The organism is Pseudoxanthobacter sp. M-2, assembly GCF_046156265.1.
In the GTDB taxonomy this organism is placed as follows: Bacteria; Pseudomonadota; Alphaproteobacteria; order Rhizobiales; family Segnochrobactraceae; genus CAMDHY01.
In genome coordinates this window covers 39443-65955 of sequence record NZ_JAWDIR010000022.1, presented here as the reverse complement: position 1 = coordinate 65955, position 26513 = coordinate 39443, and the positions used below count along the sequence as shown (strand labels likewise).

Annotated in this window: 28 protein-coding genes; 16 read left to right on the top strand and 12 right to left on the bottom strand. The window is 71.1% G+C overall.

Going from position 1 to position 26513, the window contains the following annotated elements:
• Window positions 1–31: 31 nt before the first annotated feature.
• A complete protein-coding gene (locus RUR49_RS12070) occupies window positions 32–865 on the bottom strand; it encodes an enoyl-CoA hydratase (protein ID WP_409146630.1) in 834 nt (277 codons plus the stop codon).
• Window positions 866–1024: 159 nt separating this feature from the next.
• Between RUR49_RS12070 and hisF the strand changes: the two genes are divergently transcribed.
• From hisF to pyrF, 4 genes are all read left to right on the top strand, one after another.
• Window positions 1025–1804 (top strand): imidazole glycerol phosphate synthase subunit HisF, encoded by a 780-nt coding sequence (gene hisF / locus RUR49_RS12065; protein WP_409146629.1) that lies wholly within the window; start codon window positions 1025–1027, stop codon window positions 1802–1804.
• Between the two features lie 5 nt (window positions 1805–1809).
• A complete protein-coding gene (locus RUR49_RS12060; protein WP_409146628.1) occupies window positions 1810–2148 on the top strand; it encodes a phosphoribosyl-ATP diphosphatase in 339 nt (112 codons plus the stop codon).
• A gap of 115 nt (window positions 2149–2263) precedes the next feature.
• Window positions 2264–3217 carry a type I pantothenate kinase gene (gene coaA, locus RUR49_RS12055; protein WP_409146627.1) on the top strand — a complete coding sequence of 318 codons (954 nt, stop codon included), beginning with the start codon at window positions 2264–2266 and terminating at the stop codon, window positions 3215–3217.
• A 34-nt stretch (window positions 3218–3251) separates the two neighbouring features.
• Window positions 3252–3950: an orotidine-5'-phosphate decarboxylase gene (gene pyrF, locus RUR49_RS12050; RefSeq protein ID WP_409146626.1), complete on the top strand. Its 699-nt coding sequence runs from the start codon at window positions 3252–3254 to the stop codon at window positions 3948–3950.
• 79 nt (window positions 3951–4029) lie between these two features.
• Here pyrF and RUR49_RS12045 read toward each other — a convergent pair whose 3' ends face one another.
• The gene (locus RUR49_RS12045) at window positions 4030–4419 is read right to left on the bottom strand and encodes a c-type cytochrome (RefSeq protein WP_409146625.1); all 390 of its coding nucleotides are present in this window, start codon (window positions 4417–4419) and stop codon (window positions 4030–4032) included.
• A 193-nt stretch (window positions 4420–4612) separates the two neighbouring features.
• Here RUR49_RS12045 and RUR49_RS12040 point away from each other — a divergent pair, with 193 nt between their 5' ends.
• Complete coding sequence (locus RUR49_RS12040) at window positions 4613–5083, top strand: RrF2 family transcriptional regulator (RefSeq protein WP_409146624.1); 471 nt, start codon at window positions 4613–4615, stop codon at window positions 5081–5083.
• Between the two features lie 165 nt (window positions 5084–5248).
• Here the strand turns inward: RUR49_RS12040 and grxD are convergent, their stop codons facing one another.
• The 4 genes from grxD to purL form a co-directional block, all read right to left on the bottom strand.
• Window positions 5249–5587 carry a Grx4 family monothiol glutaredoxin gene (grxD, locus tag RUR49_RS12035; RefSeq protein WP_409146623.1) on the bottom strand — a complete coding sequence of 113 codons (339 nt, stop codon included), beginning with the start codon at window positions 5585–5587 and terminating at the stop codon, window positions 5249–5251.
• A 76-nt stretch (window positions 5588–5663) separates the two neighbouring features.
• Window positions 5664–5954: a hypothetical protein gene (locus tag RUR49_RS12030; protein WP_409146622.1), complete on the bottom strand. Its 291-nt coding sequence runs from the start codon at window positions 5952–5954 to the stop codon at window positions 5664–5666.
• 41 nt (window positions 5955–5995) lie between these two features.
• On the bottom strand, window positions 5996–6232 hold the full coding sequence (locus RUR49_RS12025; protein WP_409146621.1) for a BolA family protein: 237 nt from the start codon (window positions 6230–6232) through the stop codon (window positions 5996–5998).
• Between the two features lie 10 nt (window positions 6233–6242).
• A complete protein-coding gene (gene purL, locus RUR49_RS12020; RefSeq protein ID WP_409146620.1) occupies window positions 6243–8444 on the bottom strand; it encodes a phosphoribosylformylglycinamidine synthase subunit PurL in 2202 nt (733 codons plus the stop codon).
• A 215-nt stretch (window positions 8445–8659) separates the two neighbouring features.
• On the opposite strand from purL, the gene RUR49_RS12015 reads away from it, so the two are divergent.
• The 4 genes from RUR49_RS12015 to RUR49_RS12000 all read left to right on the top strand — a co-directional run bounded on the left by RUR49_RS12015 (window position 8660) and on the right by RUR49_RS12000 (window position 13722).
• Complete coding sequence (locus RUR49_RS12015) at window positions 8660–11143, top strand: mechanosensitive ion channel family protein (protein WP_409146619.1); 2484 nt, start codon at window positions 8660–8662, stop codon at window positions 11141–11143.
• A gap of 135 nt (window positions 11144–11278) precedes the next feature.
• Window positions 11279–12175, top strand: coding sequence for a serine protease (locus RUR49_RS12010; RefSeq protein WP_409146618.1), 897 nt, complete (start codon window positions 11279–11281; stop codon window positions 12173–12175).
• A 72-nt stretch (window positions 12176–12247) separates the two neighbouring features.
• Window positions 12248–13066: an enoyl-ACP reductase FabI gene (gene fabI, locus RUR49_RS12005; RefSeq protein WP_409146617.1), complete on the top strand. Its 819-nt coding sequence runs from the start codon at window positions 12248–12250 to the stop codon at window positions 13064–13066.
• A gap of 56 nt (window positions 13067–13122) precedes the next feature.
• Window positions 13123–13722, top strand: a complete 600-nt coding sequence (locus tag RUR49_RS12000) for a histidine phosphatase family protein (RefSeq protein WP_409146616.1) — start codon at window positions 13123–13125, stop codon at window positions 13720–13722.
• Window positions 13723–13995: 273 nt separating this feature from the next.
• Here the strand turns inward: RUR49_RS12000 and RUR49_RS11995 are convergent, their stop codons facing one another.
• The 6 genes from RUR49_RS11995 to RUR49_RS11970 all read right to left on the bottom strand — a co-directional run bounded on the left by RUR49_RS11995 (window position 13996) and on the right by RUR49_RS11970 (window position 18282).
• Window positions 13996–14199, bottom strand: a complete 204-nt coding sequence (locus RUR49_RS11995) for a cold-shock protein (protein ID WP_409146615.1) — start codon at window positions 14197–14199, stop codon at window positions 13996–13998.
• Window positions 14200–14416: 217 nt separating this feature from the next.
• Window positions 14417–15193: a FadR/GntR family transcriptional regulator gene (locus tag RUR49_RS11990; RefSeq protein ID WP_409146614.1), complete on the bottom strand. Its 777-nt coding sequence runs from the start codon at window positions 15191–15193 to the stop codon at window positions 14417–14419.
• A 10-nt stretch (window positions 15194–15203) separates the two neighbouring features.
• On the bottom strand, window positions 15204–15554 hold the full coding sequence (locus RUR49_RS11985; RefSeq protein ID WP_409146613.1) for a cupin domain-containing protein: 351 nt from the start codon (window positions 15552–15554) through the stop codon (window positions 15204–15206).
• 11 nt (window positions 15555–15565) lie between these two features.
• Complete coding sequence (kduD, locus tag RUR49_RS11980; protein WP_409147131.1) at window positions 15566–16333, bottom strand: 2-dehydro-3-deoxy-D-gluconate 5-dehydrogenase KduD; 768 nt, start codon at window positions 16331–16333, stop codon at window positions 15566–15568.
• A 2-nt stretch (window positions 16334–16335) separates the two neighbouring features.
• Window positions 16336–17172, bottom strand: a complete 837-nt coding sequence (kduI, locus tag RUR49_RS11975; protein ID WP_409146612.1) for a 5-dehydro-4-deoxy-D-glucuronate isomerase — start codon at window positions 17170–17172, stop codon at window positions 16336–16338.
• 123 nt (window positions 17173–17295) lie between these two features.
• The gene (locus RUR49_RS11970; RefSeq protein WP_409146611.1) at window positions 17296–18282 is read right to left on the bottom strand and encodes a sugar kinase; all 987 of its coding nucleotides are present in this window, start codon (window positions 18280–18282) and stop codon (window positions 17296–17298) included.
• Between the two features lie 105 nt (window positions 18283–18387).
• Between RUR49_RS11970 and RUR49_RS11965 the strand changes: the two genes are divergently transcribed.
• The 7 genes from RUR49_RS11965 (at window position 18388) to RUR49_RS11935 (ending at window position 26513) form a co-directional block, all read left to right on the top strand.
• Window positions 18388–19149 (top strand): FadR/GntR family transcriptional regulator, encoded by a 762-nt coding sequence (locus RUR49_RS11965; protein WP_409146610.1) that lies wholly within the window; start codon window positions 18388–18390, stop codon window positions 19147–19149.
• The gene (uxaC, locus tag RUR49_RS11960) at window positions 19143–20546 is read left to right on the top strand and encodes a glucuronate isomerase (RefSeq protein ID WP_409146609.1); all 1404 of its coding nucleotides are present in this window, start codon (window positions 19143–19145) and stop codon (window positions 20544–20546) included. Before RUR49_RS11965 ends, uxaC begins: the two co-directional genes overlap by 7 nt.
• 113 nt (window positions 20547–20659) lie before the next feature.
• The gene (locus RUR49_RS11955; protein WP_409147130.1) at window positions 20660–21592 is read left to right on the top strand and encodes a TRAP transporter substrate-binding protein; all 933 of its coding nucleotides are present in this window, start codon (window positions 20660–20662) and stop codon (window positions 21590–21592) included.
• Between the two features lie 297 nt (window positions 21593–21889).
• Entirely contained in the window at window positions 21890–22444 is a 555-nt protein-coding gene (locus RUR49_RS11950) for a TRAP transporter small permease (protein ID WP_409146608.1), read from the top strand.
• On the top strand, window positions 22432–23712 hold the full coding sequence (locus RUR49_RS11945; protein WP_409146607.1) for a TRAP transporter large permease: 1281 nt from the start codon (window positions 22432–22434) through the stop codon (window positions 23710–23712). Before RUR49_RS11950 ends, RUR49_RS11945 begins: the two co-directional genes overlap by 13 nt.
• A 14-nt stretch (window positions 23713–23726) precedes the next feature.
• Complete coding sequence (locus RUR49_RS11940; protein WP_409146606.1) at window positions 23727–25208, top strand: mannitol dehydrogenase family protein; 1482 nt, start codon at window positions 23727–23729, stop codon at window positions 25206–25208.
• A gap of 456 nt (window positions 25209–25664) precedes the next feature.
• Window positions 25665–26513 carry an FAD binding domain-containing protein gene (locus RUR49_RS11935; RefSeq protein ID WP_409146605.1) on the top strand — a complete coding sequence of 283 codons (849 nt, stop codon included), beginning with the start codon at window positions 25665–25667 and terminating at the stop codon, window positions 26511–26513.

The window sequence follows — 26513 nt, the reverse complement described above, 5'->3', positions numbered from 1 at the left end:
CCGGATCAGCGCGACCGCAAGCCGGCTATCCTCAGCGGCCCTCGAAGCGCGGTGTCCGCTTGGCGAGGAAGGCATCGCGGCCCTCGGCGAAGTCGGTCGAGGAGAAGCACGCTTCTGCCGCTGCCCGCGCCCGCGCGGCCGCCGCGGGATCGGCCGACACGGCGGCGGCGATCGCCGTCTTCGCCGCCGCGATCGTCAGCGGCGCGTTGGCGGCGATGGTTTCCGCGAGTGCCAGCGTCTCCGTCCGCAGGTCCGCCGCCGGCACCACGCGGTCGACGAGCCCGATCGCCAGCGCCTCGGCGTGGTCGAGGCGGCGGGCGGTGAAGAACATGTCCTTCGCCCGCGAGGCGCCGACGAGGGCCACCACGTCGGCGATCGCCGGCGGCGGATAGGCGATGCCGAGCTTCGCAGCCGGGATCGAGAACACAGCGTCGTCGGCGGCGATCCTGAGATCACAAGCCGCCGCCAGCCCGACGCCGCCGCCGAAGCACGGCCCCCGGATCATCGCCACCGTCGGCTTGGCGGCCATCCGCAGCGCTGCGAACGCCGCCTCGTTGACGTCCTCGTAGGCGCGTGCGCTCGCCGCATCCCGCCGCACCTCGGCGAACTCGGCGATGTCGGCGCCGGACACAAACGCCTGCTCGCCGCCGCCGGCGAGCACGATGACGCGCACGGCAGGCTCTGCGTCAAGCGCGGCGACGAGCGCCGGCAGCGCCTTCCACATCGCCAGCGACACGGCGTTGCGCCGCTCCGGATGGTCGACGATCAGCCAGCCGATCGGCGCCTCCACGGCGATCCGCAGCCGCGGGTCGGTCGCCGGTTCGCCGCCGGCAGCGGTCGCAGGTGGCGTGGAATTCATCGTCATCGGCGCCCCCCGGCGGTGTCGGACCGGCCCAGCAGGCCCGTCGGCCGCCGCCGTGTCAACGCCGCGGCCGCGCGCCGGCTTTGACCTTTGCGCCGAAATCGGCTTGAGAGTGCAGCGTTGCCGCGGCGCACCCGTCCGCCGCCGGCCGACGGGTGCGCCATGACCCTGAAGATCCGCGTGATCCCCTGCCTCGACGTCAAGGGCGGCCGTGTCGTCAAGGGCGTGCAGTTCGTCGACCTCGTCGACGCCGGCGACCCCGTCGAGGCGGCGAAGGCCTACGACGCGGCCGGTGCCGACGAACTCACCTTCCTCGACATCACCGCGAGCCACGAGCAGCGCGGCATCCTCCTCGACGTCGTTCGCCGCACCGCCGAGCAGTGCTTCATGCCGCTCACCGTCGGCGGCGGCGTGCGCACCGTCGACGATATCCGCCAGCTGCTGCTCGCCGGTGCCGACAAGGTGTCGATCAACACCGCCGCCGTGAACGACCGCGGCTTCGTCCGGCGCGCGGCGGAGAAGTTCGGCGACCAGTGCATCGTCGTGGCGATCGACGCCAAGCGCGTGTCGGCGCCGGGCGAGCCGCCGCGCTGGGAAATCTTCACCCACGGCGGCCGCACGCCGACCGGCATCGACGCGGTCGAGTTCGCCGCCGAGGTGGTGTCGCTCGGCGCCGGCGAGATCCTGCTCACCTCGATGGACCGCGACGGCACCAAGGCCGGTTACGACTGCGAACTGGTGCGAGCCGTCTCCGACCGCGTGCCCGTCCCCGTCGTCGCGTCCGGCGGCGTCGGCACGCTCGATCACCTCGTCGAAGGCGTCCGCGAGGGGCACGCCTCGGCGGTGCTCGCCGCCTCGATCTTCCACTTCGGCACCCACACGATCCACGAGGCGAAGGAGCGGCTCGGCGCCGCCGGCATCCCCGTGCGGCTAGACGCGTGAAGCCCATGACGACGAGCCCGACCTCGACCTTCACCCTCGACGATCTCGCTGAAATCGTCGCCCGCCGCGCGACGAGCGGCGACCCGTCGTCCTACACCGCCAAGCTGATCCGCAAGGGCGTGCCGCAGATCGCCAAGAAGCTCGGCGAGGAGGCGGTGGAGGCCGCGCTCGCCGGCGCGCTCGGCCGAACGGACGACTTGCGCGGCGAAGCCGCCGATGTTCTCTATCATCTCGTCGTTCTGCTGCATGCGACGGGCGTCCCCCTCGCCGACGTCTATGCCGAACTGGAACGGCGCACGGCCGTCACCGGCCTCGACGAGAAGGCTTCGCGTCCGAAGGACTGATCACCCAAGTCCGGTTCACCAAGTGCGGCCCATCGCGTGCGAGACCGTCCGTCTCGCCGCCGGGCCTCGTGGACGCGGCTCTCGCGCCCCGCAGAACGGAATGCCGCGCCGAACGATGGATACCACGACCCCGCGGGCGCTCTCGCCCTATCGCGTCTTCACCGAGGGCGAGTGGGCGCGGCTGCGCGCCGATGCGCCGATGACGCTGTCGAAGGACGAGGTCGAGCGGCTGCAGAGCCTCAACGATCCCGTCTCGCTCGACCAGGTGGAGAGCATCTACCTGCCGCTGTCGCGGCTGCTCTCCTTCTATGTCGAGGCGATGCAGGGCCTGCATGCCGCCACCGAGCGCTTCCTCGGCGACGACAACATCCGCATCCCCTTCGTCATCGGCATCGCCGGATCGGTCGCCGTCGGCAAGTCGACCACCGCCCGCGTGCTGCAGGCGCTGCTCGCCCGCTGGCCGTCGAGCCCGCGCGTCGCCCTCGTCACCACCGACGGCTTCCTCCTGCCCAACGCCGTGCTCGAGGCGGAAGGCCTGATGGAGCGCAAGGGCTTCCCGGAAAGCTACGACCTGCCGGCGCTGCTCGGCTTCCTCACCGATGTGAAGTCCGGCCGGCCGCGCGTCTCCGCCCCCGTCTATTCCCACCTCGTCTACGACGTCGTGCCGGGCGAGACGGTGACGATCGAGGAGCCCGACATCCTCATCGTCGAGGGTCTCAACGTCCTGCAGACGCGCTCGCCGCCGAAGGACGCCAAGGCGATCCCCTTCGTCTCCGACTTCTTCGACTTCTCGATCTACATCGATGCCGACGAGGCGGTGATCCACCGCTGGTACATCGAGCGCTTCATGCGCCTGAAGACCACGCGCTTCCGCGACCCGCGCTCCTATTTCCACGGCTTCGCCGAGGTCTCCGAGGAGGAGGCGCTGCGCATCGCCGAGGGTCTCTGGCGGCGCATCAACCTCGTCAACCTGCGCGACAACATCCTTCCCACCCGTCCGCGCGCCGACCTCATCCTCGCCAAGGGCGAGAACCACGCCATCGAGAGCGTCTCGCTGCGCAAGCTGTGAGCGCCGTCCCGACCGCCGCCGCGAAAGGCCCCGCATGCGCCCCCGCTCGCCCGTCGACCGCCTGATCCTCGCCCTCGACGTGCCGACCGTCGCCGAGGCGCGCGCCGTCGTCGCCGAGACCGAGGGCGACGTCGGCGTCTACAAGGTCGGCCTCGAGCTGATCTATGCCGGCGGTGTCGAGTTCGCCCGCGAGCTCGCCGCCTCCGGCAAGCGCGTCTTCCTCGACGGCAAGCTGCACGACATCGACAACACGGTCGCCGGCGCGGTGCGCTCGATCCTGTCGGTCGGCGCCACCTTCCTGACGCTGCACGCCTATCCGAAGACGATGGCCGCGGCGGTCGCCGCCCGCGGCGACGCACCGCTGGCACTGCTCGCCGTCACCGTGCTGACCGCTTTCAACGATGCCGACCTCTCGGAAGCCGGCTACCGCGCCGGCGTCGCCGAGACGGTGGCGATGCGCGCCGCCCAGGCGAAAGCCGCCGGCGTCGAAGGCATCGTCTGCTCGCCGCGCGAGGTCGGCGCGCTCAGGGCGCTGGTCGGTCCGGACGTGTTGCTGGTGACGCCGGGCGTCAGGCCGGCCGGCTCGGCCGCGGGCGACCAGAAGCGCGTGGCGACGCCGGCGGACGCGATCCGCTCCGGGGCCGACATGATCGTGGTGGGCAGGCCGATCCTCGGCGCGCCGGACCGCCGTGCGGCTGCGCGCGCGATCGTCGCGGAACTCGCCGGAGCCTGAGGCGGGACGGGGCCACCCTCGTCTCAGCAGGTTGGCGGCCTGGGTTGGCACCGCCGTCCAGCGAACGCAGGCGCCTGCCTCAGGACGGCGACTTCAGGAACGCGATGATCGCCGCTCTCTCCTCGGGCGAACGGATGCCGCCGAACGGCTTCATCCCGTGCCCCGATGCCACGGCGTCGGGGTTCTCGATGAAACGGTCGAGGGTGGCCTCGTCGAACGTCACGGCGCCATTGGCGAGGGCGGAGGAATAGTTCACCCGCTCCATCGCGCCGGAGGGCCGTCCGACGATGCCATGGAGCGACGGCCCCAGCCGGTTGTCGCCCTCGTTCACCGAGTGGCACGTCCGGCAGGCGTTGTTGAACAGCAGCTTACCCTCCTCGGCGGCGTCCTGGGCGCTGGCGCCGACCGCCGCCGGAAGGGACAGCGCACACACGGCCGCCGTCAGCAGGATGCGGGATCTCATTGTCATCGCCCTCTCCGGGTCACATTGGAACGCTTCCATGGCGAGCCAACGGTCCTCGGCACCGGAGCGTTCCTTCGCCCGTCCCGTATGACGGTCGGACAAAAAGCGGGATTCCCTTGTGGTGAAACGGCTTGAATACGTCTAGAAGAGCATCCGGCTGTGGCGCGCCGGGCGCCGATTCGGCCGCGTCGGTGATTTTATGATCTCGCAGAAGGCGAAGTACGCATTCAAGGCGCTGTTCGCGCTCGCCGCGGCAGATGCCGAGGGGGGCCGCCAGATCCAGGAGATCGCGCTCGCCGAGAAGATCCCGCGCAATTTCCTCGAGCACATCCTGCTCGACCTGAAGCGCCACGGCCTCGTCTCGAGCCGCCGCGGCAAGAACGGCGGCTACCGGCTTCTCAAGCACCCGACCCAGATTACCGTCGGCCAGGTGCTGCGCATCGTCGACGGTCCGGTGGCCCCGCTGCCGTGCCTGTCGCGCACCGCCTACGATCGCTGCGCCGATTGCGTCGACGAAGCCAACTGCCAGGTCCGCCGCGCCTTCGCCGACGTCTACCGGGCCCAGGTGGAAGTGCTCGATTCCCGCACCCTCGCCGACGCGCTGGCCGCCGGCGACCCGGACGATGCGGGGGCTCTCGCCGAGCCGTCGCGCCGCCGCGCCGTCGGCTGACGCGAGCGCGACGCAGCCGGGGACAGACGCGAGCGCGGTCCTGAATCAAGCCGGCGCGGCGGAACGCGAAACGCCGCCGGCGGGTGCCGACGGCGTCTCGTCAAGAACTTCGCACATACCCGCGGCCGGTCGCCCGGGCGGGCCCCGAGCCTGATCCCTGTCCGGTCAGGCCGCCGTCTCGCGGACGGAGATGCCCTTCGACTTCATCAGGTCCTGCAGTTCGCCCGCCTGGAACATCTCGCGGACGATGTCGCAACCGCCGACGAACTCGCCCTTGACGTAGAGCTGCGGGATCGTCGGCCAGTTCGAGTAGGCCTTGATGCCGTCGCGCACGGCCATGTCCTCGAGCACGTTGATGCCCTTGTAGGGGGCACCGACGTAGTCGAGGATCTGCACGACCTGGCCGGAGAAGCCACACTGCGGGAACGTCGGCGTGCCCTTCATGAACAGCACGACGTCGTTGCTCTTCACTTCGTTGTCGATGAAGGCGTTCACGTCAGTCATCGGCTCGTATCCTGCTTTTGCCGGCCCCGGTCGCCCACGCGGGCGAGCCGCAGCGCGGAAACCTCATCCGCCGGCCTCAGCCGGCGACTTCGCCCCCGTCCGCCTTCTTGGCACCCTTCGCCCCGGCGCCCTTCTTCTTGGGCGTCAGGTACTGCCGGAGCTTGGCGTTCTTCACGCGGAAGATCCGCATCATCCCGGCCGCGCGCAGTGTCGGCATGATCTCGCGGATCGCGAGGCCGGCCTGCTTGACCGCATCCTCGGAGGCCGAGGCGTCGGTGAACACCGCAGCGTTCTTCGTGAAGGTGGAGATCGCCGCGTGCAGATCCTCCGCCGATACCTCAGCCATCGGCTTCTTGCGGTCACCCATCGTCGACCCCTGTCCTTCCTTCTCGTGACCGCGCGCGGTCTCTAAGCGTCTGGTGCGGCCGTCTGCAGCGCCAGCGCGTGCAACTGGCCGCCCATGGAACCCTTCAGCGCTTCGTAGACCATCTGGTGCTGCTGCACCCGGGTCTTGCCGGCGAACTTCGACGAGACGACGACGGCGGCATAGTGGTCGCCGTCACCGGCGAGATCGCGAATCTCCACCCGGGCGTCCGGAAGCGCCGCCTTGATCAGCGCTTCGATCTCGCGGGCGTCCATCGCCATCCGTCGGTCCTCACTGTTCGCCGTGCATGAATCGCGGGAACCAATCTTCGTGCCGTGCCCGCAGATTTGCAACGGATATGGCGATTTCCCCTTGCAGGATCAACTCCGTCCCGCCCGTTTCTCCAAGGCGGTCAGCCGGCACCCCGCTCTGGAGGGCGGCAGCCTCGAAGGCGCGAGCGTCGCCGGCGGCCACCGTCACCACGTAGCGCGCCTGGTCCTCGGCAAACAGCGCGACATGAGCGGGCGCCGGAACGGTGACGCGGGCGCCGATGCCCGACGCCATCGCCATCTCGGCGAGCGCGATGGCGAGCCCGCCGTCGGAGAGGTCGTGGACGGCGCTGGCGCGGCCGGCGCGGATCTCGGCCCGAACGAAGTCGCCGTGGCGGCGCTCCTTCTCGAGGTCGACCGGCGGCGGCGGGCCCTCGTCACGGCCGAGCACGTCACGCAGGTAGATCGAGGCGCCGAGGTGGCTGCCATGGCCGCCGACCAGGAAGACGACGTCGCCGGCGCGGGCGAAGGCCGCGGACGAGGCCCTGGAAACGTCGTCGAGGAGCCCGACGCCGCCAATCGCCGGCGTCGGCAGGATCGCCTCGCCGAGCGTCTCGTTGTAGAGCGACACGTTCCCGGAGACGACCGGGAAGTCGAGCGCCCGGGCGGCCTCGCCGATGCCGCGGATGCAGCCGACGAACTCGCCCATGATCTCCGGCTTCTCGGGATTGCCGAAATTGAGGTTGTCGGTCAGCGCGATCGGCAGGGCGCCGGAGGCGGTGATGTTGCGCCAGCACTCGGCGACCGCCTGCTTGCCGCCCTCGAAGGGGTCCGCGTAGCAATAGCGCGGCGTCACGTCGACCGACATCGCCAGCCCGCGGGAGGTGCCGTCGATGCGCACCACCGCGGCGTCGCCGCCGGGGCGGCGCACGGTGTTGCCCTGGATCAGGTGGTCGTACTGCTCCCACACCCAGCGGCGCGAGCTGAGGTCCGGCGAGCCGACGACATCGAGCAGCGTCTGGGCGAGATCCGCCGGCGCCGGCACGGTGGCCGGGTCGAGCGGCAGGCGCGCCGGCCGGGCGACGTGCGGCCGGTCGTACTCCGGAGCCATGTCGCCGAGGTCCTTGATCGGCAGGTCGGCCATCGTCTCGCCCTGGTGGCGGACGACGAAGCGCAGCGTGTCGGTGGTGTGGCCGACGACGGCGAAGTCGAGCCCCCACTTGCGGAAGATCGCCTGCGCCTCGGCCTCCATCTCGGGGCGGAGCACCATCAGCATGCGCTCCTGGCTCTCCGAGAGCATCATCTCGTAGGCCGTCATGCGCGCCTCGCGGCACGGCACCTGGTCGAGGTCGAGCTCGACGCCGAGGTCGCCCTTGGCGCCCATCTCCACCGCCGAACAGGTGAGGCCGGCAGCGCCCATGTCCTGGATGGCGATGACGGCGCCGGACGCCATCAGTTCGAGGCAAGCCTCCAGCAGCAGCTTCTCGGAGAACGGGTCGCCGACCTGAACCGTCGGCCGCTTCTCCTCCGAGCCCTCGTCGAACTCGGCCGAGGCCATCGTCGCGCCGTGGATGCCGTCGCGGCCGGTCTTCGAGCCGAGATAGACGATCGGCATGCCGACGCCGGACGCCGCCGACAGGAAGATGCCGTCGGCGCGGGCGAGGCCGACGGCCATGGCGTTGACGAGGCAGTTGCCGTTGTAGCGGCGGTCGAAGTTGACCTCGCCGCCGACCGTCGGCACGCCGAACGAGTTGCCGTAGCCGCCGATGCCGGCGACGACGCCGGAGACGAGGTGGCGGGTGCGCGGATGGTCCGGCGCGCCGAAGCGCAGCGCGTTCAGCGCCGCGATCGGCCGGGCGCCCATCGTGAAGACGTCGCGCAGGATCCCGCCCACCCCCGTCGTCGCGCCCTGGTAAGGCTCGATGTAGGAGGGGTGGTTGTGGCTCTCCATCTTGAAGACGACCACCATCCCGTCGCCGATGTCGACGACGCCGGCGTTCTCGCCGGGTCCGTGGACGACGCGCGGCCCCGTCGTCGGCAGCGTCCTGAGCCAGCGCTTCGAGGACTTGTAGGAGCAGTGCTCGTTCCACATCGCCGAGAAGATGCCGAGCTCGGTGAGCGTCGGCTCGCGTCCGATGAGGTCGAGGATGCGCTGATATTCGTCGGGCTTCAGCCCGTGCTCGGCGACGAGCGCGGGGGTGATCGCAATGGCGTTCGGGAGCATTCCGGACTCCGGCGGGCCGCAAAGGCGGCGCGGACGAGCGCGTGGCGGGCGGGCCACGCGCCGGGATAGGCGAGGGGCGGTGCCCCGTCAACAGCGCCGCCGCACGATCGCCCCGGCGCCGATGCCGCGGCCGTGGCCGGCGGCACCACGCTTGCGCCGGCCGGGCGGGGGGATCAGCATCGCGCGGATCGGCGGCGGGCGAATGGGGGACTGGCGTGACGGGGGACGGGAAACGCAGGAAGCAGGCGCCGGGCGTCGACGCGCCGGCCCGGTCGTGGCCGCTGTCGACGCTGGCCGCCCTGCTGCTGGCGGTGGTTCTCCTCGCCGCCGGCCCGATGGCGCTCCCCGTCGCGACGCCGGCCCTCGCCCAGACGACGTCCACCGACAGCGGCACCACGGACGCCGCCACACCGGACTCCGCCTCCACGGAGGCCGCCGACGCCGCCGCGGCCAAGGCGCTGTCCGATCTCGTCGAGGCCGCCAAGAAGCAGGGGGCGACGGTGCTCGTCATCGCGCCGCCGGCCCCGGCGGCCGCGACCGAGACCGAGCCGCCGCAGACCTTCGTGCGCTCGCTGATGCACGTCCGCCAGGCGATCCTCAACATCGCCGACAACATTCCCCGCCACGTCGCGGCATTGCCGGACACCCTCCGCACGGCGCGCGAGGCCGGCTTCTTCGAGCGCATCCGTCACTCGGCCTCGATCGCTGTCGCGGCGATCCTGGTCGGCTTCGCGGCGATGCTGTCCTGGCGCCGGGTCGGGCACGCAAAGCTCGACGCCCTGCCGATCGCCCACCCGCAGGATCGCGCCGACCGGTTGTCCTACCTGCTCCTGCGGGCACTCGGCATGGCTGTCGGCATCACCCTCTTCCTCATCGCTGGCGGTGCGGTGGTGGTGGCGCTGTCGGAGGACGTCCACCAGGCCCGCCGGGTGCTGCAGGTGTTCCTGCTGCCGGTGGCGGCGGTGCTGTTCGTGCGCCTGCTCGTCTCGATCGCACTCGCCCCCGGCGCCGCCGACTTCCGCCTCCTGCCGCTCGACGACCGCGCCGCCGGGCGGATCGCGCTGCTCCTCGAGGTGACGGCCGCCATCGCCGCGCTGTTCGCGGCGATCGTCTGGTGGATGGTGACGATGGAGTTCCCGCGCTCCGTCTACCGCCTCACCGGCCTCGTCGGCATCGCCGTCGTCGCGGTCATGCTGTGCGCGGCCGTCTTCTCGGTCAAACGCCACCTCGACGTCGCCGCCCTCACCGGTGCGATCGAGAGCTACGAGATCCCGGCGCGCCGGGTCATCGCGCGGTGGTGGCACGTCGTCGTCGTCGTCGGCATCATCGTCGCCTCCACCGTCGCCGTGCTGCGCCTGCTGCTCGACCTCGAGCGCCCGGTGATGCCGGTGTTCGGACCGTTCGCCGTCGTCGCCGTGGCCATGCTGGTCCACGCCGTGATGCTGCTGCTGATCGACCGCAGCCTGAAGGTGCCGACATCCGTCGCCGTGCCGCCGCTGCGGGGGGCGGACGCGCCTCCGGTCCGCCTCGATCCCGCCGCCGAGGAGGCGGTCACCCAGACGGTCGGCAGCGAGGTCGCCTACGAGCGTGCGAACATCCTGCACGGCCTCGCCGAGCACGCCGCCCTCATCGCCACCTTCGTCGGCGCCATCGTCGCCATCCTGTGGACGTGGGGCGTCGACGTCTTCGACGCCGACGGCATCGTCAGCCATGCCGCCGGCTTCGTGCTGATCGTCGTCGTCGCCATGCTCGCCTACCGGGCGGTCAGGCTGTGGCTCGACCGCGAGATCGCGGTGGAATGGATGGCGGCCCAGGAGGAGGAGGCCCGCGGCGCCTCCGCCTCCGTCATCGGCGCCAACACGCGCCTCGGCACGCTGCTATCGATCGTCCGCAACTTCCTGCTCTTCGCCATCTTCGGCCTCGCCGCGATGATGGCGCTGTCGCAGCTCGGCGTGCCGATCACGCCGCTGTTCGCCGGTGCCGGCGTCGTCGGCCTCGCCATCGGCTTCGGCGCCCAGAGCCTGATCAAGGACATGTTCTCGGGCATGTTCTACCTGATCGACGACGCCTTCCGTCTCGGCGAGTACATCGACATCGGCGCCGCCAAGGGCACGGTGGAGAAGATCTCCATCCGCTCCTTCCAGTTGCGCCACCAGAACGGCCCGCTCAACACCGTGCCGTTCGGCGAGATTCAGCGCCTCACCAACTATTCGCGCGACTGGGTGATCGTGAAGCTGCCGGTGCGCGTCACCTACGACACGCCGGTGAGCAAGCTCAGCCGCGTCGTCAAGGCGCTGTCGAAGGAGCTGCTGGCCGACGAGGACATCGGCCACATGTTCCTCGAGCCGCTGAAGTCGCAGGGCGTCTACCAGATGGAGGACTCCGCCATGGTCATCCGTCTGAAGTTCAAGACGCGGCCGGACGACCAGTTCGTCGTCAAGCGCGTCGTCTACGCCAAGATCCGCGAGACTTTCGAGCGCGAGGGCATCCATTTCGCCCACCGCAACGTCACCGTGTTCATCGGCAACCCCGAGGCGCTCCGCCCCGGCGAGCCGCCGCCGGGGGCGGCGATGGCGGCCCCGCCGACGCAGCCCGGCGTGGTGCCTGCCGCGGCGATGGCGGCCGCCGCCGCCGCGGCCGGCCCGATGTTCGACGACGAGGACGGTCTGCCCCTCGACGACCCGAGCGAGGCGCGCTGACGGCGGCGGCGGCCGCGGCCGTGCCGGGCAGGGAGCGCCGAGAACACGCCATCGTTCGTTGACGCGCCGCGCCGCGCGGCCGATGACGGGCGAGGTGCGATGAGACCGGGCTCGAGCCCGGCGGGGAGGGGTCCCATGCAGACCATGACAGATGCACGCCGTCCGGCGGCGGGAATGGCGGCGCTCGTACTGGCGATGGCGTTAGCCGTTCCGGCCGCCCCGGCCCGGGCCGGCGACGTGTCCGCACCGCAGATCGTCGGTGGCGAGAAGGCGGCCCCCGGCGAGTTCCCGTGGCAGGTGGCGCTTCTCGACAGTGGCGTTTCGAACAATTTCCAGGCGCAGTACTGCGGCGGCGCCCTCATCGATGCGCGCTGGGTGGTCACCGCCGCCCACTGCGTCTTCGACGGCCGCGTCGAACGGCCGAGCGCGGTCGACATCCTCGTCGGCACCACCAGCCTGAAGAGCGGCGGTACCCGCGTCGACGTCGACACCATCGTCGTCCACCCCCGCTACAACGAGCGCACCAGCGAAAACGACATCGCGCTGCTGCGCCTCGCCCTGCCGGTCGACGTCGAGACACTGCCGGTCGTCACCCTCGCCGACGAAGTGGCTCTCACCTCGGCCGGCACGCTCGCCACCGCCATCGGCTGGGGCGACACGCTGGTGAAGGGCGACCGCTTCCCCGTCGACCTGCGCAAGGTGCGGGTGCCGATCGTCACCAACCGTGTCTGCAACGGCCCGCGCTCCTACGCCGGCGAAGTGAAAGTGAAGATGCTGTGCGCCGGCTTCGCCGCCGGCGGCAAGGACTCCTGCCAGGGTGACAGCGGCGGCCCGCTGGTGGTGCCGGACGGCGACGGCGGCTTCGCGCTCGCCGGCGTCACCTCGTGGGGCGCGCGCTGCGCCGCGCCCAACAAGTACGGCGTCTATACCCGCGTCGCCCGTTTCGCGACGTGGATCGAGAAGGTCGTCTCGGCCCCTCGCCGGGGGGCCGCAACGCGCGTGTCCACCGCCTCTCACGCCGCCCCGCCTTGAAGCCGCCCGTCGGGTCGTGCCATAGGGGGGCGCCCCGGTCGCCCGGCCGCGGGCGATCCGGAGACGGTCACCATGGCGGATAATCCAGGTCTGATGAGCGGTAAGCGGGGCCTCGTCATCGGCGTCGCCAACAACCGCTCCATCGCTTGGGGCATCGCCAGGGCGCTCGCCGCCCACGGCGCCGAGATCGCCTTCACCTACCAGGGCGATGCCTTGAGGAAGCGCGTCGAGCCGCTCGCCGCCGAACTCGGCGCCCGCGTCGTCGGCCACTGCGACGTCACCGAGCCCGCCACCATCGACGCCGTGTTCGAGACGCTCGCCGCCGACTGGGGCAGCCTCGATTTCGTCGTCCACGCGGTGGCGTTCTCCGACAAGGACGAGCTCGACGGCCGCTACGTCGACACCTCGCCCGACAACTTCACGAAGACGATGCAGATCTCCTGCTACTCCTTCACCGCGATCGCGCAGCGGGCGGAGAAGCTGATGACGAACGGCGGCGCGATGCTGACGCTCACCTACTACGGTGCCGAGAAGGTGATGCCGCACTACAACGTCATGGGCGTCGCCAAGGCGGCGCTCGAGGCGAGCGTGCGCTATCTCGCCGTCGATCTCGGCCCGAAGGGCATCCGCGTCAACGCGCTCTCGGCCGGCCCGATCAAGACGCTCGCCGCCTCCGGCATCGGCGACTTCCGCTACATCCTGAAGTGGAACGAGTACAACGCGCCGCTGAAGCGCACTGTCTCGATCGACGAGGTCGGCGACGCAGCGCTCTACCTGCTGTCGCCGCTGTCGCGCGCCGTCACCGGCGAGATCCACCACGTCGATTCGGGCTATCACGTCGTCGGCATGAAGGCCGTCGACGCGCCCGACATCTCGGTCGTCAAGGACTGAGGCCGGCTCCGCCCGACACCCTCACCTGCCGAACGGCCCGCTCGGGAGCACCGACGATGCGGACCTTGCCGACGCTCATCCACATCCGCCACGGCCAGACCGACTGGAACGTCGAGAGCCGTCTGCAGGGTCAGCAGGACATTCCGCTGAACCCGCACGGGCGCGGCCAGGCGGCCCGCAACGGCCGCGTCCTCGCCGACCATCTGGAGGCCGCTGGCCTCGATCCCGACACGCTCGACTGGATCGCCTCGCCGCTCGGCCGCGCCCGCGAGACGATGGAGATCGTCCGCGACGCCGCCGGCCTGCCGCCGACCGCCTACCGCCTCGAGCCGCAGCTGAAGGAAGTGACCTTCGGCACGTGGGAGGGCTTCACCATTCCCGAGCTGAAGCTGCGCGACCCGGCGGGCGTAGCGGCGCGGCGGGCCGACAAATGGAGCTTCGTGCCGCCCGGCGGCGAAAGCTACGCGATGCTCTCGGCGCGCATCGCCGCCTGGCTGCGCCACGTCGAACGGCCGGCGGTGATCGTCTCGCACGGGGGCGTCCAGCGCGTGCTGGAAGGCCTGCTGCTCGACCGCCCGAACGCCGAGATCCCGAACCTCGACGTTCCCCAGGACCGCTTCGTCATCTACCGAGCCGGCACGGCCGAGTGGATCTGAGCGGCGGACTGCCGTGAGCGTCGGAGTGCCCTGAGCGAGAGAGTGGCGTGAGCGGCGGAGTGGCGGGAGCGACCTGCTCGTCACCCGGCCAGACGGGAATTCCCCTTCTCCCGGCCGAAGGCGGGGAGAAGGTGGCGCGCAGCGCCGGATGAGGGCCGCCCGACGAAGTCGGGCGGAACAGCCTCGCCGCCGCATCAAAACCCGCGCCGCTCTGCGGCGCTCATCCGCCCTTCGGGCACCGTCTCCCGCCTTCGCGGGAGACGGGACGCCGTCTCACCCGACCTTGAGGTTGCCGGCGGAGGTCTTGCCGCGCTCGGTCAGGAGATCATAGGTGATCTGCTGGCCCTCGATCAGGTTGGTGATGTTGGCCTTCTGCAGCGCGGTGATGTGCACGAACACGTCGCGCGACCCGTCGCTCGGCTGGATGAAGCCGTAGCCCTTCTGAACGTTGAACCACTTCACGGTGCCGGTCGCCATCTCGGACTCCTGCTCGACGCATCAATCGGGGAGCCGGAGTGGAGATAAGCGCGTCCGGCCGAACTGCGAATTCTGCGGTTCACCTGGACCTTGGCGCCGCAGCGCGCGGGTCGGCACGGCACGCCGGTAGAAAGGTCGCACCCAAATTTGCGACCCGGCGCTTCGCGAGTCAATTCGCTCGTGGTGGACGCTGGCCGCGGCCCGCTTCGGTGACATTCTAGCCCGTCGTCGGCCGTCCGTCGGCACCGCGGCCGGGGGAGGGTGCCGCCACCGCTCCGTCGCTGCGCGCCAGATGCGCCTGCAGCAGCAACTGGTAGCGGTCGCGGCTGCGCGACAGGTGCGCCCGCATCGCCAATGCGGCGCCGTCGCCGTCGCCCTCGGCGATCGCCGCCAGGATCGCCGCGTGCTCGGCGTGGATGCGGGCGAGATAGGCGGGGCCGTGGATGGCGTCGCCGGCGATCGCCGCGAGGAAGTCGCGCGGGATCGTGCGGTGGCCGAGCGTCTCGAGCGACTGCGGGAACAGCGGATTGTTGGTCGCCATGGCGATCGACAGATGGAAGGCGAAGTCCGCCGGAGCCGTGCCGCCGCCGCCCCGCATCGCCGCCTCGAAGGCGGCGAAGGCCTCGCGGATCGCCGCCTCCTGCGCGCCCGAGCGGCGGCGGGCGGCGAGTGCGGCGGCCTCCACCTCGATGGCGGTGCGCAGTTCCAGCACGTTCAGCACCGTCGTCAGCCGATCGTGCGCCTCCGGCACGAGGATGGTCAGCCGGTCCTCGGCGGGCGCGAGCACGAAGACGCCCGAGCCCTGGCGCGCCTCCACCCGACCGTCGGCAGAGAGTGCCGCGATCGCCTCGCGCACCACCGTGCGGCTGACGCCGAAGCTCTCGACCAGCGCCGGCTCGGTCGGTAGCCGGTCGCCGGGGCGCAGGTCGCCGTCCTCGATGCGCTGGCGCAGCGCCTCGATCACCTTGTCCGCGAGCTTCGGCCGGCGTGTCATGCCTCTCCCGTCAGTCCCCGAGGAAGTCCGCCCTGGGCGGCGTGAACACGTCGACGAGGGCACCCGCCTCCACCGCCACGCAGCCGTGCACGGCATCGCCCGGCACCAGGAACGACGACCCGGCGGACAGCCTCGTCGTCACGCCTGAAATCGTGACGTCGAACGTGCCCGATTCGACGAGGCTGCATTGTATGTGCGGATGGCTGTGCAGTGCACCGACGGCGCCCTGCTCGAAGGCGACGCGCACCATCATCATGCGCTCGTCATGGGTGAGCAACTGCCGGCGGATGCCGCCGCTGAGGTCCGTCCAGGCCGCCGCGGCGGCATCGACGAAGGGGCCCGAGGCCGCGTGGTCGGTCATCGCCGTTCTCCTCACCGCGCCAGCCAGCCGCCGTCGACCGGCAGCACGGCGCCATGCACATAGTCCGACGCCTCGCTCGCGAGGAATACGGCCGCACCGCCGAAGTCGGCGGGCTTCGCCCAGCGCCCGGCCGGGATGCGCTTCAGGATCTCGGTCGAGCGCTCGGTGTCGGCGCGCAGCGCCTCGGTGTTGTTGGTCTCGGCATAGCCCGGCGCGATGGCGTTGACGTTGATGCCGCGCCCCGCCCACTCGCAGGCGAGCAGCCGCGTCAGCCCGGCGAGGCCGCTCTTCGACGAGGTGTAGGCGGCGATGCGGATGCCGCCCTGGAAGGCGAGCAGCGAGGCGACGTTGATCACCTTGCCCGTCCGCCCCGGCTCGGCCAGCACCCGCCGCCCGAACGCCTGGGCGAGGAAGAACGCCGACTTCAGGTTCGAATCCATCACCGCGTCCCAGTCGGCCTCCGTCACGTCGACGGCGTCGGCGCGGCGGATGATGCCGGCATTGTTGACGAGGATGTCGATCGGCCCGACGAGCCCCACCGCCGCGTCGAAGACCGCCCCGGCGCCGTCGGGGGAAGTGACCTCGCGGAGCTCGAGGCTGAGCGGCGCGGCCTTGCCCCCGGCGGCGGTGATCGCCGCCATCGTCTCGTCCATCGGCGAGCGCCCGGCGAGCACCACGGTGGCGCCGGCGGCGGCGAGCGCCTCGGAAATGCCTCGGCCGATACCGGTGTTGGCACCGGTGACCAGCGCCCGCCGGCCGGCGAGCGAGAACAGGCTCATCGTCAACGCAGGCTCTCCATCGCCACCGGGTCGACGTCGGTATAGTCGACGTTGTCGCCCGCCATCGCCCACACGAAGGTGTAGTTGGCTGTACCGGCGCCGCAATGGATCGACCAGCCCGGCGACAGCGCCCCTTCCTCGTTCTTCAGCACGAGATGGCGGGTCTCGTCGGGCTCGCCCATGAAATGGAAGACGCGCGCCGCCTCCGGCAGGGCAAAGTAGAGATACGCCTCCGAACGCCGGTCGTGCACATGCGCCGGCATGGTGTTCCACACCGAACCGGTGGCGAGCGCGGTGTAGCCGAAGACGAGCTGGCACGACTTGCAGACCGCCGGATGCACGAACTGGAAGATTGAGCGCTGGTTCGACGTCTCCGGCGTGCCGAGGTCGACGCGCTTCGCGCTGGCCTGCGGGATCGCCACCGTCGGATGGGCCGTGTGGGCCGGGGCGCTGACGAAGTAGAACCGCGCCGGCGCCGCCCCCTCGTCGCTGTCGAAGGTCACCGGGCCGGCGCCCATGCCGATGTAGATGACGTCGCGGTGGGCGAGGGGATGGCGCGTGCCGCCGACGGTGACGCCGCCGGCGGCGCCGATGTTGACCACCGCCATCTCGCGCCGGTCGAGGAAGCCCGGCGTGCCGGTGGGGGCGGCAGCCGTCAGCGTCAGGGGCGTGCCGTCCGGCACGGCGCCGCCGACGATCAGCCGGTCGAGATGCGTCGCGACGATCGCGATCTCGCCCGCCCGGAACAGGTTCTCCACCAGGAACGCCTTCCTGAGCGCCTCGGTATCGAAGCCCTGCGCCTCCTCGGGCGTCGGCGCCCACCGCTTCTCGATCCGCATGCGCGTCGCTCTCCTGCCTCGGCGGACCCCGCAAAAAGGGGGATGACCGCCCGAAAAATTCATACTATGACATACAAGTCATCATATGAATTGTCGAGGCCCGACGACGTGCCCTTCGCGCTTTCAGCTCTCCCCGGCGGTCCGCAGCAGCGCCTCGACGGCGTCGCGGCGCGGCAGCGGCGCCACCGCGCCGTAGCCCTGCACGGAGAGCGCCGCGGCGGCGTTGGCGAAGCGGGCGCTGGCGAAGGCGTCCCCGGTCGCCAGCCACTCGGCCAGGAACGCCCCGTCGAAGGCATCGCCCGCACCGGTCGCGTCGACCGCCTCGACCCTGTGCGGCGCGATCCGGGCCCGTGCGTCAGCGGTGGCGACGAGCACGCCGTCGGCGCCCATCGTCAGCGCCACCACCTTGGCGCCGCGCTTCAGCAGCCGGTCGCAGATCGTGTCGGGATCGTCGACGCCCATCAGGGTTCGCGCATCGTCGAGGCCAGGCAGTACGATGTCGGCATGCCGGAGTGTCGCATCGATCACCGACCAGGCCCGCTCGAGCGTCCACAGCTTCAGGCGCAGGTTGGTGTCGTAGGAGATGGTGACGCCCGCCGCCCGGGCCGACTCGATCGCGGCGAAGGACGCCTCGCAGGCCGTCTCGGAGATCGCCTGGCTGATCGCCGACAGGTGCAGCACCCGGGCGGCACGGATCGCCGACAAGGGCATCCGCTCGGCCGTCATCCGGCTCGCCGCCGAGCCCGACCGGCGGTACTCGAAGCTGTGGCCCTCGGCGCCGTGGGTGACGAAATAGAGGCCCGTCGGCGCGGCGGCATCGACCTGCACCGTCGTCGTGTCGACGCCCTCCGCCTGCCAGAGGTCGAGCAGCATCCGGCCGAACAGGTCGCTGCCGACGCGGCTGACGTAGCCGGCGGAAACGCCGAGGCGGGCCGCGGCGATCGCCGTGTTGGAGGTGTCGCCGCCGAACCCCTGGCGCCACGCCGGCCCGTCCTCGGGCCGGTTGAACTCCACCATCGCCTCGCCCAGGCACAACAGCGCCGGTCCGTGCTTCATGGCCCCCGCCACCGCCCGGTCCGTTCCCGTGGCGTCGCTCCGCCTCTGCGGCATCCAGCGTCCTCCCCCTCAACCCCGACGTGCCCCGGCCAACTGGTCTGGCCACTTGACCATCTAACCAACGGGGTCATACTCGGCAAGCCTTGGAGGGGGCTACCCGTGCCGATCACACCCATTGCGCCGCTGCGTCTCTACCAGAAGGTGGCCGAGCAGCTCGCCCGCCTCGTCGCCGCGGGGGAGCTCCCGGTCGGCAGCCGCCTGCCCGCCGAGCGCGAGCTGGCACAATCCCTGGGCGTATCGCGTCCCGTCGTTCGCGAGGCGATGATCGCGCTCGAGCTCGCCGGCGTCGTCGAGGTGCGGATGGGCTCCGGCGCCTGGGTCGTCCACGCACCGTCGCCGGACCTCGTCACCGGCGGCTTCGCCCGCGCGCTCGCCGATGCCGGCAGCGGCCCGCTCGCCCTGGTCGAGGCGCGCGAGGCGATCGAGGGCGAGACGGCGGCCCGTGCGGCGCTCGCCCGCTCGGACGCCGACCTCGCCGCGCTCGCCGCCGCCATCGCCGAGATGCGCGCCTGCCCGGGGGCGGCCGCCCACAGCGACGCCGACCACGGCTTCCACGTCCGCATCGCCGAGGCGACCGGCAACGAGGTGCTGGCCCGCATCGTCGACCAGCTCTGGCGGGAGATGTTCTCGCCGCTGTTCCTGCGCATGGGCGACACCACCGGCCTGTTTCGTGGCGCCCGCGAGGGGACGGCGCACGAGCACGAGGCGATCCTCGCCGCCATCGCCGTTCGCGATCCCGACGCCGCCCGGGCCGCCATGCACCTCCACCTCGCCACCGTCCGGCGCGTGCTCACCACCCCGGCCGAGGACGTCGTCACCGCCGGCGGCCCCGACCTCTCCCGGGAGGCCGTGCCGTGCTGATCTCCGACGACCGCCTGCTGCCCGCCGATCCCGCGACCCGCGCCATCGCCCGCCGCCTCTACGAGGCCGTCCGGCATCTGCCGATCATCTCCCCGCACGGCCACACCGATCCGCGCTGGTTCGCGGAGAACGAGCATTTTCCCGATCCGGCGCAGCTCCTTGTCGTGCCCGACCACTACGTCTTCCGCATGCTGCACAGCCAGGGCGTGCGCCTGGAAGACCTTGGCGTGCCCCGCCGCGACGGCGGTCCGGTCGAGACCGACCCCCGCGCCATCTGGCGCCGCTTTGCCGCGCACTGGCACCTCTTCCGCGGCACGCCGACCCGCCTCTGGCTGGACCAGACCTTCCAGGATCTGTTCGGCATCGACGTCCGCCTCTCGGCTGACACCGCCGACGAGACCTATGACGCCATCGCCGGCTGCCTCGCCCGCGACGAGTTCCGGCCGCGCGCCCTCTACGAGCGCTTCAACATCGAGGTGATCGCCACCACCGAGAGCCCGCTCGACGACCTCAAGTGGCACGCGATGATCCGCGCCTCCGGCTGGCCCGGCCGCGTCGTCACCGCCTACCGCCCGGATCCCGTCGTCGACCCCGACTTCGAGGGCTTCGCCGCCAACCTCGATCGCCTCGCCGACATGACCGGCGAGGACACGCGATCCTGGCGCGGCTACCTCGCCGCCCACCGCGCCCGCCGCGCCGTCTTCCAGTCCTTCGGCGCCACCGCCACCGACCACGGCCACCCGACCGCCCGCACGGCCAACCTCGGTCCGGCCGAGGCCGAGCGCCTGTTCGACCGCGTCGTCTCCGGCCGCGGCGAGGCTGGCGACGCCGAGCTCTTCCGCGCCCAGATGCTCACCGAGATGGCGCGCATGAGCCTCGACGACGGCCTCGTCATGCAGATCCACCCGGGCTCGTTCCGCAACCACGACGCCTCGGTTTTCGCCCGCTTCGGCCGCGACAAGGGCGCCGATATCCCGATGCCCACCGGCTACGTCGAGGCGCTCAAACCGCTGCTCGACGCCTTCGGGGCGGAGCGCGACCTCTCGGTCATCCTCTTCACGCTGGACGAGACCGCCTATTCCCGCGAGCTCGCCCCGCTCGCCGGCCACTATCCGTGCCTCAAGCTCGGGCCGGCCTGGTGGTTCTTCGACAGCCCGGAGGGCATGCGCCGCTACCGCGAGCTCGTGACCGAGACGGCCGGCTTCTACAACACCGTCGGCTTCAACGACGACACCCGCGCCTTCCCCTCGATCCCCGCCCGCCACGACGTCTCGCGGCGGGTCGACTGCGGCTTTCTCGCCAACCTCGTCGTCACCCACCGCCTCGACGAGGACGAGGCGCACGCGGTGGCGCACGACCTCGCCTACCGTCTCGCCAAGGAGGCCTACCGCCTGTGACCGCGCGCGCCGGGGAGGGCGCGCGGCACAGGCTTCGCAACGACCACCAGGGAGGACCAACAATGAACGCCTTCAAGAGCTTCACGCTGCCCTTCGCGCTCGCCGGCGCGCTCATGTCCACCACCGCGTTTGCCGCCGACACCATCGTGCTCAAGTCCGCCGACATCCACCCGGACGGCTACCCGACGGTGGTCGCGGTCGAATACATGGGCGAGCTCCTGAAGGAGCGCTCCGGCGGCCGACTGTCGATCGACGTCCTCAACGCCGCCCAGCTCGGCCAAGAGAAGGACACCATCGAGCAGACGCGGTTCGGCGTCATCGACATGAACCGCATCAACCTCGCGCCGCTCAACAACCTCATCCCCGAGACGAGCGTCCCGGCGCTGCCGTTCATCTTCAAGTCGACCGAGCACATGCGCGAGACGATGGACGGCCCGATCGGCGAGGAGATCCTCGCCGCCTTCGAGCCGCACGGCCTGATCGGCCTCGCCTTCTACGATTCCGGTGCGCGCTCCTTCTACAATTCGAAGAAGCCGATCGTCACCGTCGAAGACATGAAGGGCATGAAGATCCGGGTGCAGCAGTCCGACATGTTCGTCGGCATGGTCAACGGTCTCGGCGCCAACGCCACGCCGATGTCCTTCGGCGAGGTCTATTCCGGCCTGCAGACCGGCGTCATCGACGGCGCCGAGAACAACTGGCCGAGCTACGAGTCCACCAAGCACTTCGAGGTGGCGCCGTACTACAGCCTGTCGCAGCACTCGATGGCGCCGGAAGCCCTGGTGATGTCGAAGATCGCCTGGGACAAGCTCACCCCCGAGGACCAGGCGCTGGTGAAGCAGGCGGCGAAGGACTCGGTGGCCAAGATGCGCGAGCTCTGGGACGCCCGCGAGGCGGAGTCGCGCAAGATGGTCGAGGCCGGCGGCGCCAAGATCAACGAGGTCAACAAGGAGGAGTTCATCGCCGCGATGCAGCCCTTCTACGCCTCCTTCGTCACCGACCCGAAGCTGAAGGACCTCGTCGCGCGGATCCAGGCGGGGGAGTGAGAGCTGGCTAGATCGCCGGGTTCCAGTTCTTCGCGCTGACGCGCGCCAAACCCGCGAAGGCGTCCCTCCCCTGCCAGGGGGAGGGACAGGCGACCGCAGGTCGCCAGGGTGGGGCCCGTCAATCCGCACGACCACGCCGACGTCGCGCTCCGGATTGACGGGCCCCCACCTGCCGGCTTCGCCGGCTGTCCTCCCCCCTGACAGGGGGAGGACGCGCTCCACTTGCTGCGCCCGCTGCGCAGTTTTTTTCCGGCAGGGGGAGGACGCGTCCCGTCTGCCGCCCACCCGAGGCCCCCCATGCGCACCGCCCACTCCGATGGCATCGCCGACCACCACCTCCCGCCGGCGCTGGTGCTGATCTCGCGCGTCCTCGGCGTGCTCTCCACCCTCGCCCTGTGGATCGCCGCGGTCGGCCTCGTGCTGATGACCGCCTTCGTCGCCTGGCAGGTGTGGGGCCGCTATGTGCTGAACGCCTCGCCCGCCTGGACCGAGCCGGCGGCGATCGTGCTGATGGGCTGGTTCATCTTCCTCGGCGCCGCCGTCGGCGTCCGCGAGAACTACCACCTGGGCTTCGAGGTGCTGCTCGCCATCGCCTCGCCGCGCGCCGCCTTCGCCATGCGCTGCGTCAGCGACGTCGTCACCGGCGGCTTCGGCGCCGCCATGGCCTGGTACGGCATGACGCTGACGATCGGCACCTGGACGGCCACCCTGCCGACGCTCGGGCTGCCCGGCGGCGTCGACTACATGCCGATCGTCGGCGGCGGCGTGCTGATCTTCCTGTTCTCGCTCGAGCGGCTGGTGCGCCGCTTCGTCATCGGTCCGGGCCGGGAGGACGTCTCTTGGAACTCCTGATCCTGTTCGGCACCTTCGTCGGGCTGCTGTTGATCGGCACGCCGATCGCCTTCTGCCTCGGCATCGCCTCGCTCGCCACCGTCGTCTACATGGGCCTGCCGCCGCTCATCGTCTTCCAGCGGATGAATTCCGGCGTCAGCTCGTTCTCGCTGATGGCGATCCCGTTCTTCATCTATGCCGGCGACCTGATGGTGCGCGGCGGCATCGCCGCCCGGCTGGTGGCGCTCGCCGCCGGCTTCGTCGGCCACTTCCGCGGCGGCCTCGGCCAGGTCAACATCGCCGCCTCGACGCTCTTCGGCGGCATCTCCGGTTCGGCGGTGGCCGACGCCTCGGCGATCGGCGGGCTGATGATCCCGCAGATGAAGGCGCGCGGCTACGACGTCGACTATGCCGTCAACGTCACCGTCACGGCGGCGATCATCGCGCTCCTGATCCCGCCCTCCCACAACATGATCATCTATGCGATCTCCGGCGGCGGTGGCATCTCGATCGCCGACCTGTTCACCGCCGGCATCATCCCCGGCCTGCTTCTGGCGATGGCGCTGGCGGTCGCCGCCTTCTTCGTCGCCCGCCGCCGCGGCTACCCGACCGAGCCCTTCCCGGGCTTCGCCAACCTCGGCTGGCGGGCCCTGCAGGCGATCCCCGGCATCCTGCTCATCGCCATCATCTTTGGCGGCGTTCGCTCCGGCGTCTTCACCGCCGCCGAGAGCTCGTGCATCGCCGTCGTCTACGCCCTGCTGGTGACGCTGCTCGTTTACCGCGGCCTCGGCTGGTCCGGCTTCGTCGAGGCGACGCTGGGGGCCGCCCGCACCACGGCGATGGTGCTCCTCGTCATCGGCTGCGCCGCCTCCTTCGGCTGGCTGCTCGCCTACCTGCAGGTGCCGGCGGCGCTCACCGGCTTCCTGAAGGCGATCAGCGACGAGCCGCTCGTCATCTTCCTGCTCCTCAACATCGTGCTCCTGTTCCTCGGCACCTTCATGGACATGTCGCCGCTGATCATCATCACCACGCCGATCTTCCTGCCGGTGGTGACGGCCTTCGGCATGGACCCCGTCCACTTCGGCGTCATCCTCATCCTCAATCTCGGCATCGGCCTCTGCACGCCACCGGTGGGGGCGGTGCTGTTCGTCGGCTGCGCGGTGGCGAAGATCCCCCTCGGCCAGGCGCTCCGGACGATCTGGCCCTTCTACTGCGCCTCCCTCGCGGTGCTGATGCTGGTGACGTACATTCCGGCCCTCTCCCTCTGGCTGCCGTCGCTCTTCCGCTGAACCCGGACCCTCGCATGTCGCTGCCGCGCCTCTCGAACGCCACGCTCGGTCGGCTGCCGCCGGCCGTCGCCCGCCCCGCCTACGACCGGGCCGCCGTCACGCCCGGCATCGTCCATCTCGGCATCGGCGCCTTCCACCGCGCCCACCAGGCGCCGGTGATCGACGACCTGCTCGCCGCCGACACTTCCTGGGGCATCGTCGCGGCGAGCCTGCGCAGCCCCGCCACCCGCGACGCGCTCGCCCCGCAGGACGGCCTCTACACGCTCGCTGTCGCCGGCGCCGAGGGCACCAGCCACCGCGTCATCGGCTGCGTCACCGAATTGCTCGTCGTGCCGGAGGACCGCGCGCGCCTCATCGCCCGTATGGCCGATCCGCGCGTGCGCATCGTCAGCCTCACCGTCAGCGAGAAGGGCTACTGCCACGACCCCGCCACCGGCCGCCTCGCCGAGGACCACCCCCTCGTGCGGGCCGACCTCCTGGACCCGCACGCGCCGTCGAGCGTGCCCGGCCTGATCGTCGAGGCGCTCGCCCGCCGCCGCGCCGACGGCCTCGCCCCCTTCGCGGTGATGCCGTGCGACAACCTCCCCGCCAACGGCGCCACCGTCCGCCGCATCGTCGCCCGCTTCGCCAGCCTCCGCGACCCCGACCTCGGCCGCTTCGTCGAGGGCGAGGTGGCCTTCCCGGCGACGATGGTCGACCGCATCACGCCCGCCACCACCGACGCCGACCGGGCGGCGATCGCCGCCGCCACCGGGCTGGAGGACGCCTGGCCGGTCGTCACCGAGCCGTTCAGCCAGTGGGTGGTCGAGGACCGCTTTCCCGCCGGCCGGCCGGACTTCGCGGCGGCCGGCGTCACCGTCTCCAACAAGGTGCCCGCCTACGAGCGCATGAAGATCCGCCTCCTCAACGGCCCTCATTCGACGCTCGCCTATCTCGCCGTGCAGATGGGCCGCGAGACGGTGGCGGACGCGATGCACGACCTCCACCTAGTGCGCTTCCTCGCGATGATGATGCGCGACGAGATCGAGCCGACGCTGCGCCCGGACGGCCTCGGCGACCTCACCGGCTATCGCCACGAGACCTTGAAGCGTTTCGCCAACCCGGCGCTCCGCCACCGCACCCGCCAGATCGCCATGGACGGCTCGCAGAAGCTGCCGCAGCGCCTGCTCGGCTCCGTCCGCGACCGGCTTTCCGCCGGCGCCCCGATCGACCGCCTCGGCCTGGCGCTCGCCGCCTGGATGCGCTGGGTCGTCGGGGTGGACGAGGCGGGCAAGCCGCACGACCTCAATGACCCCCTGGCCCCGAAGCTCACTGCCATCGCCGCGAAGGCTGGCCGTGACGCCGCGGCGCTGGCGACCGGCCTCCTCTCCGTCCGCGAGATCTTTGGCGACGACCTCTCGACCGACCCGCGCCTCAAGGCGGCGGTGGTGCAGGCGCTGGCGAGCTTGTTGGAGCGCGGCACCGCTCGGACACTGGCGGAGTGGGACAGGGAGTAGAGGCGGGCGCATCTCCTTCTCCCACTGGCGCGCGCTGTTGCCCGCTATGCCCAAGGTCGCCCGTACTCGAGGTCGCCCACTGGCGCCTGCTGCCGCATGCACTGGCGGAATGGGCATCCACCCCTCCGGAGTCATTCCCGGCCTTGTGCCGGGAACGCATGCAACGTCAGCCCGGTCGCACTTTCCCCTCCAACGCCGTGAGCGCTGGAACGAATGGGTTCCCGGCACAAGGCCGGGAATGACCACCAAGAGGGTTCACCCCGCGACATCCGGTGGGGGAGCGGCTGACATCCGCGCTCTGGCACCGCGCTGCGCGCCACCTTCTCCCGCCGGCGCGGGCTAGCGGGACCCCACTTTCGAATGTGTCTTGACAGCCGGCCGCACCGGAGAGACCGTTAGCACACAAACGATAACGCTTGCCGAGCGAAGCCCGCCCGCGCGGGTGCGAGGGGACCGATGAGCTATCTGAGGCCGCGCACGGTCGAGGAGGCCGTCGAGATGCTGGCGGAGCCCGCCTGCATCCTCGCCGGGGGCACCGACGTGTTCCCCGCCCTCGTCGACCGCCCGGCCCCCGCCCGCATCGTCGACCTCTCCCGCCTCGAGGGCCTGTCGGCGATCACGCTCGAGCCCGGCCTCGTGCGCATCGGCGCTCGCGTCACCTGGAGCGCGCTCGTCCGCGCGCCCCTGCCGCCATGCTTCGCCATGCTGAAGGCGGCCGCCCGCGAGGTCGGCTCGGTGCAGATCCAGAACGCAGCGACGATCGCCGGCAACCTCGTCAACGCCTCGCCCGCCGCCGACGGCGTGCCGCCGCTCTTGGCGCTCGACGCCTTCGTCGAGATCGCCGGCCCGCGCGGCCGCCTCCGCGTCGCGCTCGCCGACTTCATCACCGGCTACCGCAAGACGGTGCTGGCCCCGGGCGAACTCGTCACCGCCATCCTGGTGCCGCGGACGATCGAGGCCGGCCGCTCGGCCTTCCTAAAGCTCGGCACCCGGCGCTATCTCGTCATCTCGATCGCCATGGTCGCAGCGGTGGTGCGGATGGAGGCGGGCAGGGTGGCCGAGGCCCGCGTCGCCGTCGGTGCCTGCTCGGCGGTGGCGAAGCGGCTGCTCTCCCTGGAAGACGCCCTCGCCGGCGCGGACCTTGCCGAGCCGCTGTCGACGCGGGTCATGCCTGAGCACCTGGCCCACCTCGACCCGATCGACGACGTCCGCGCCACCGCCGCCTACCGGCGCGAGGCGGCGCTGGAACTGGTGCGGCGCGCCCTCGACGCCTGCACCGCCGACCCCGACACCCCGGAGGGCTGA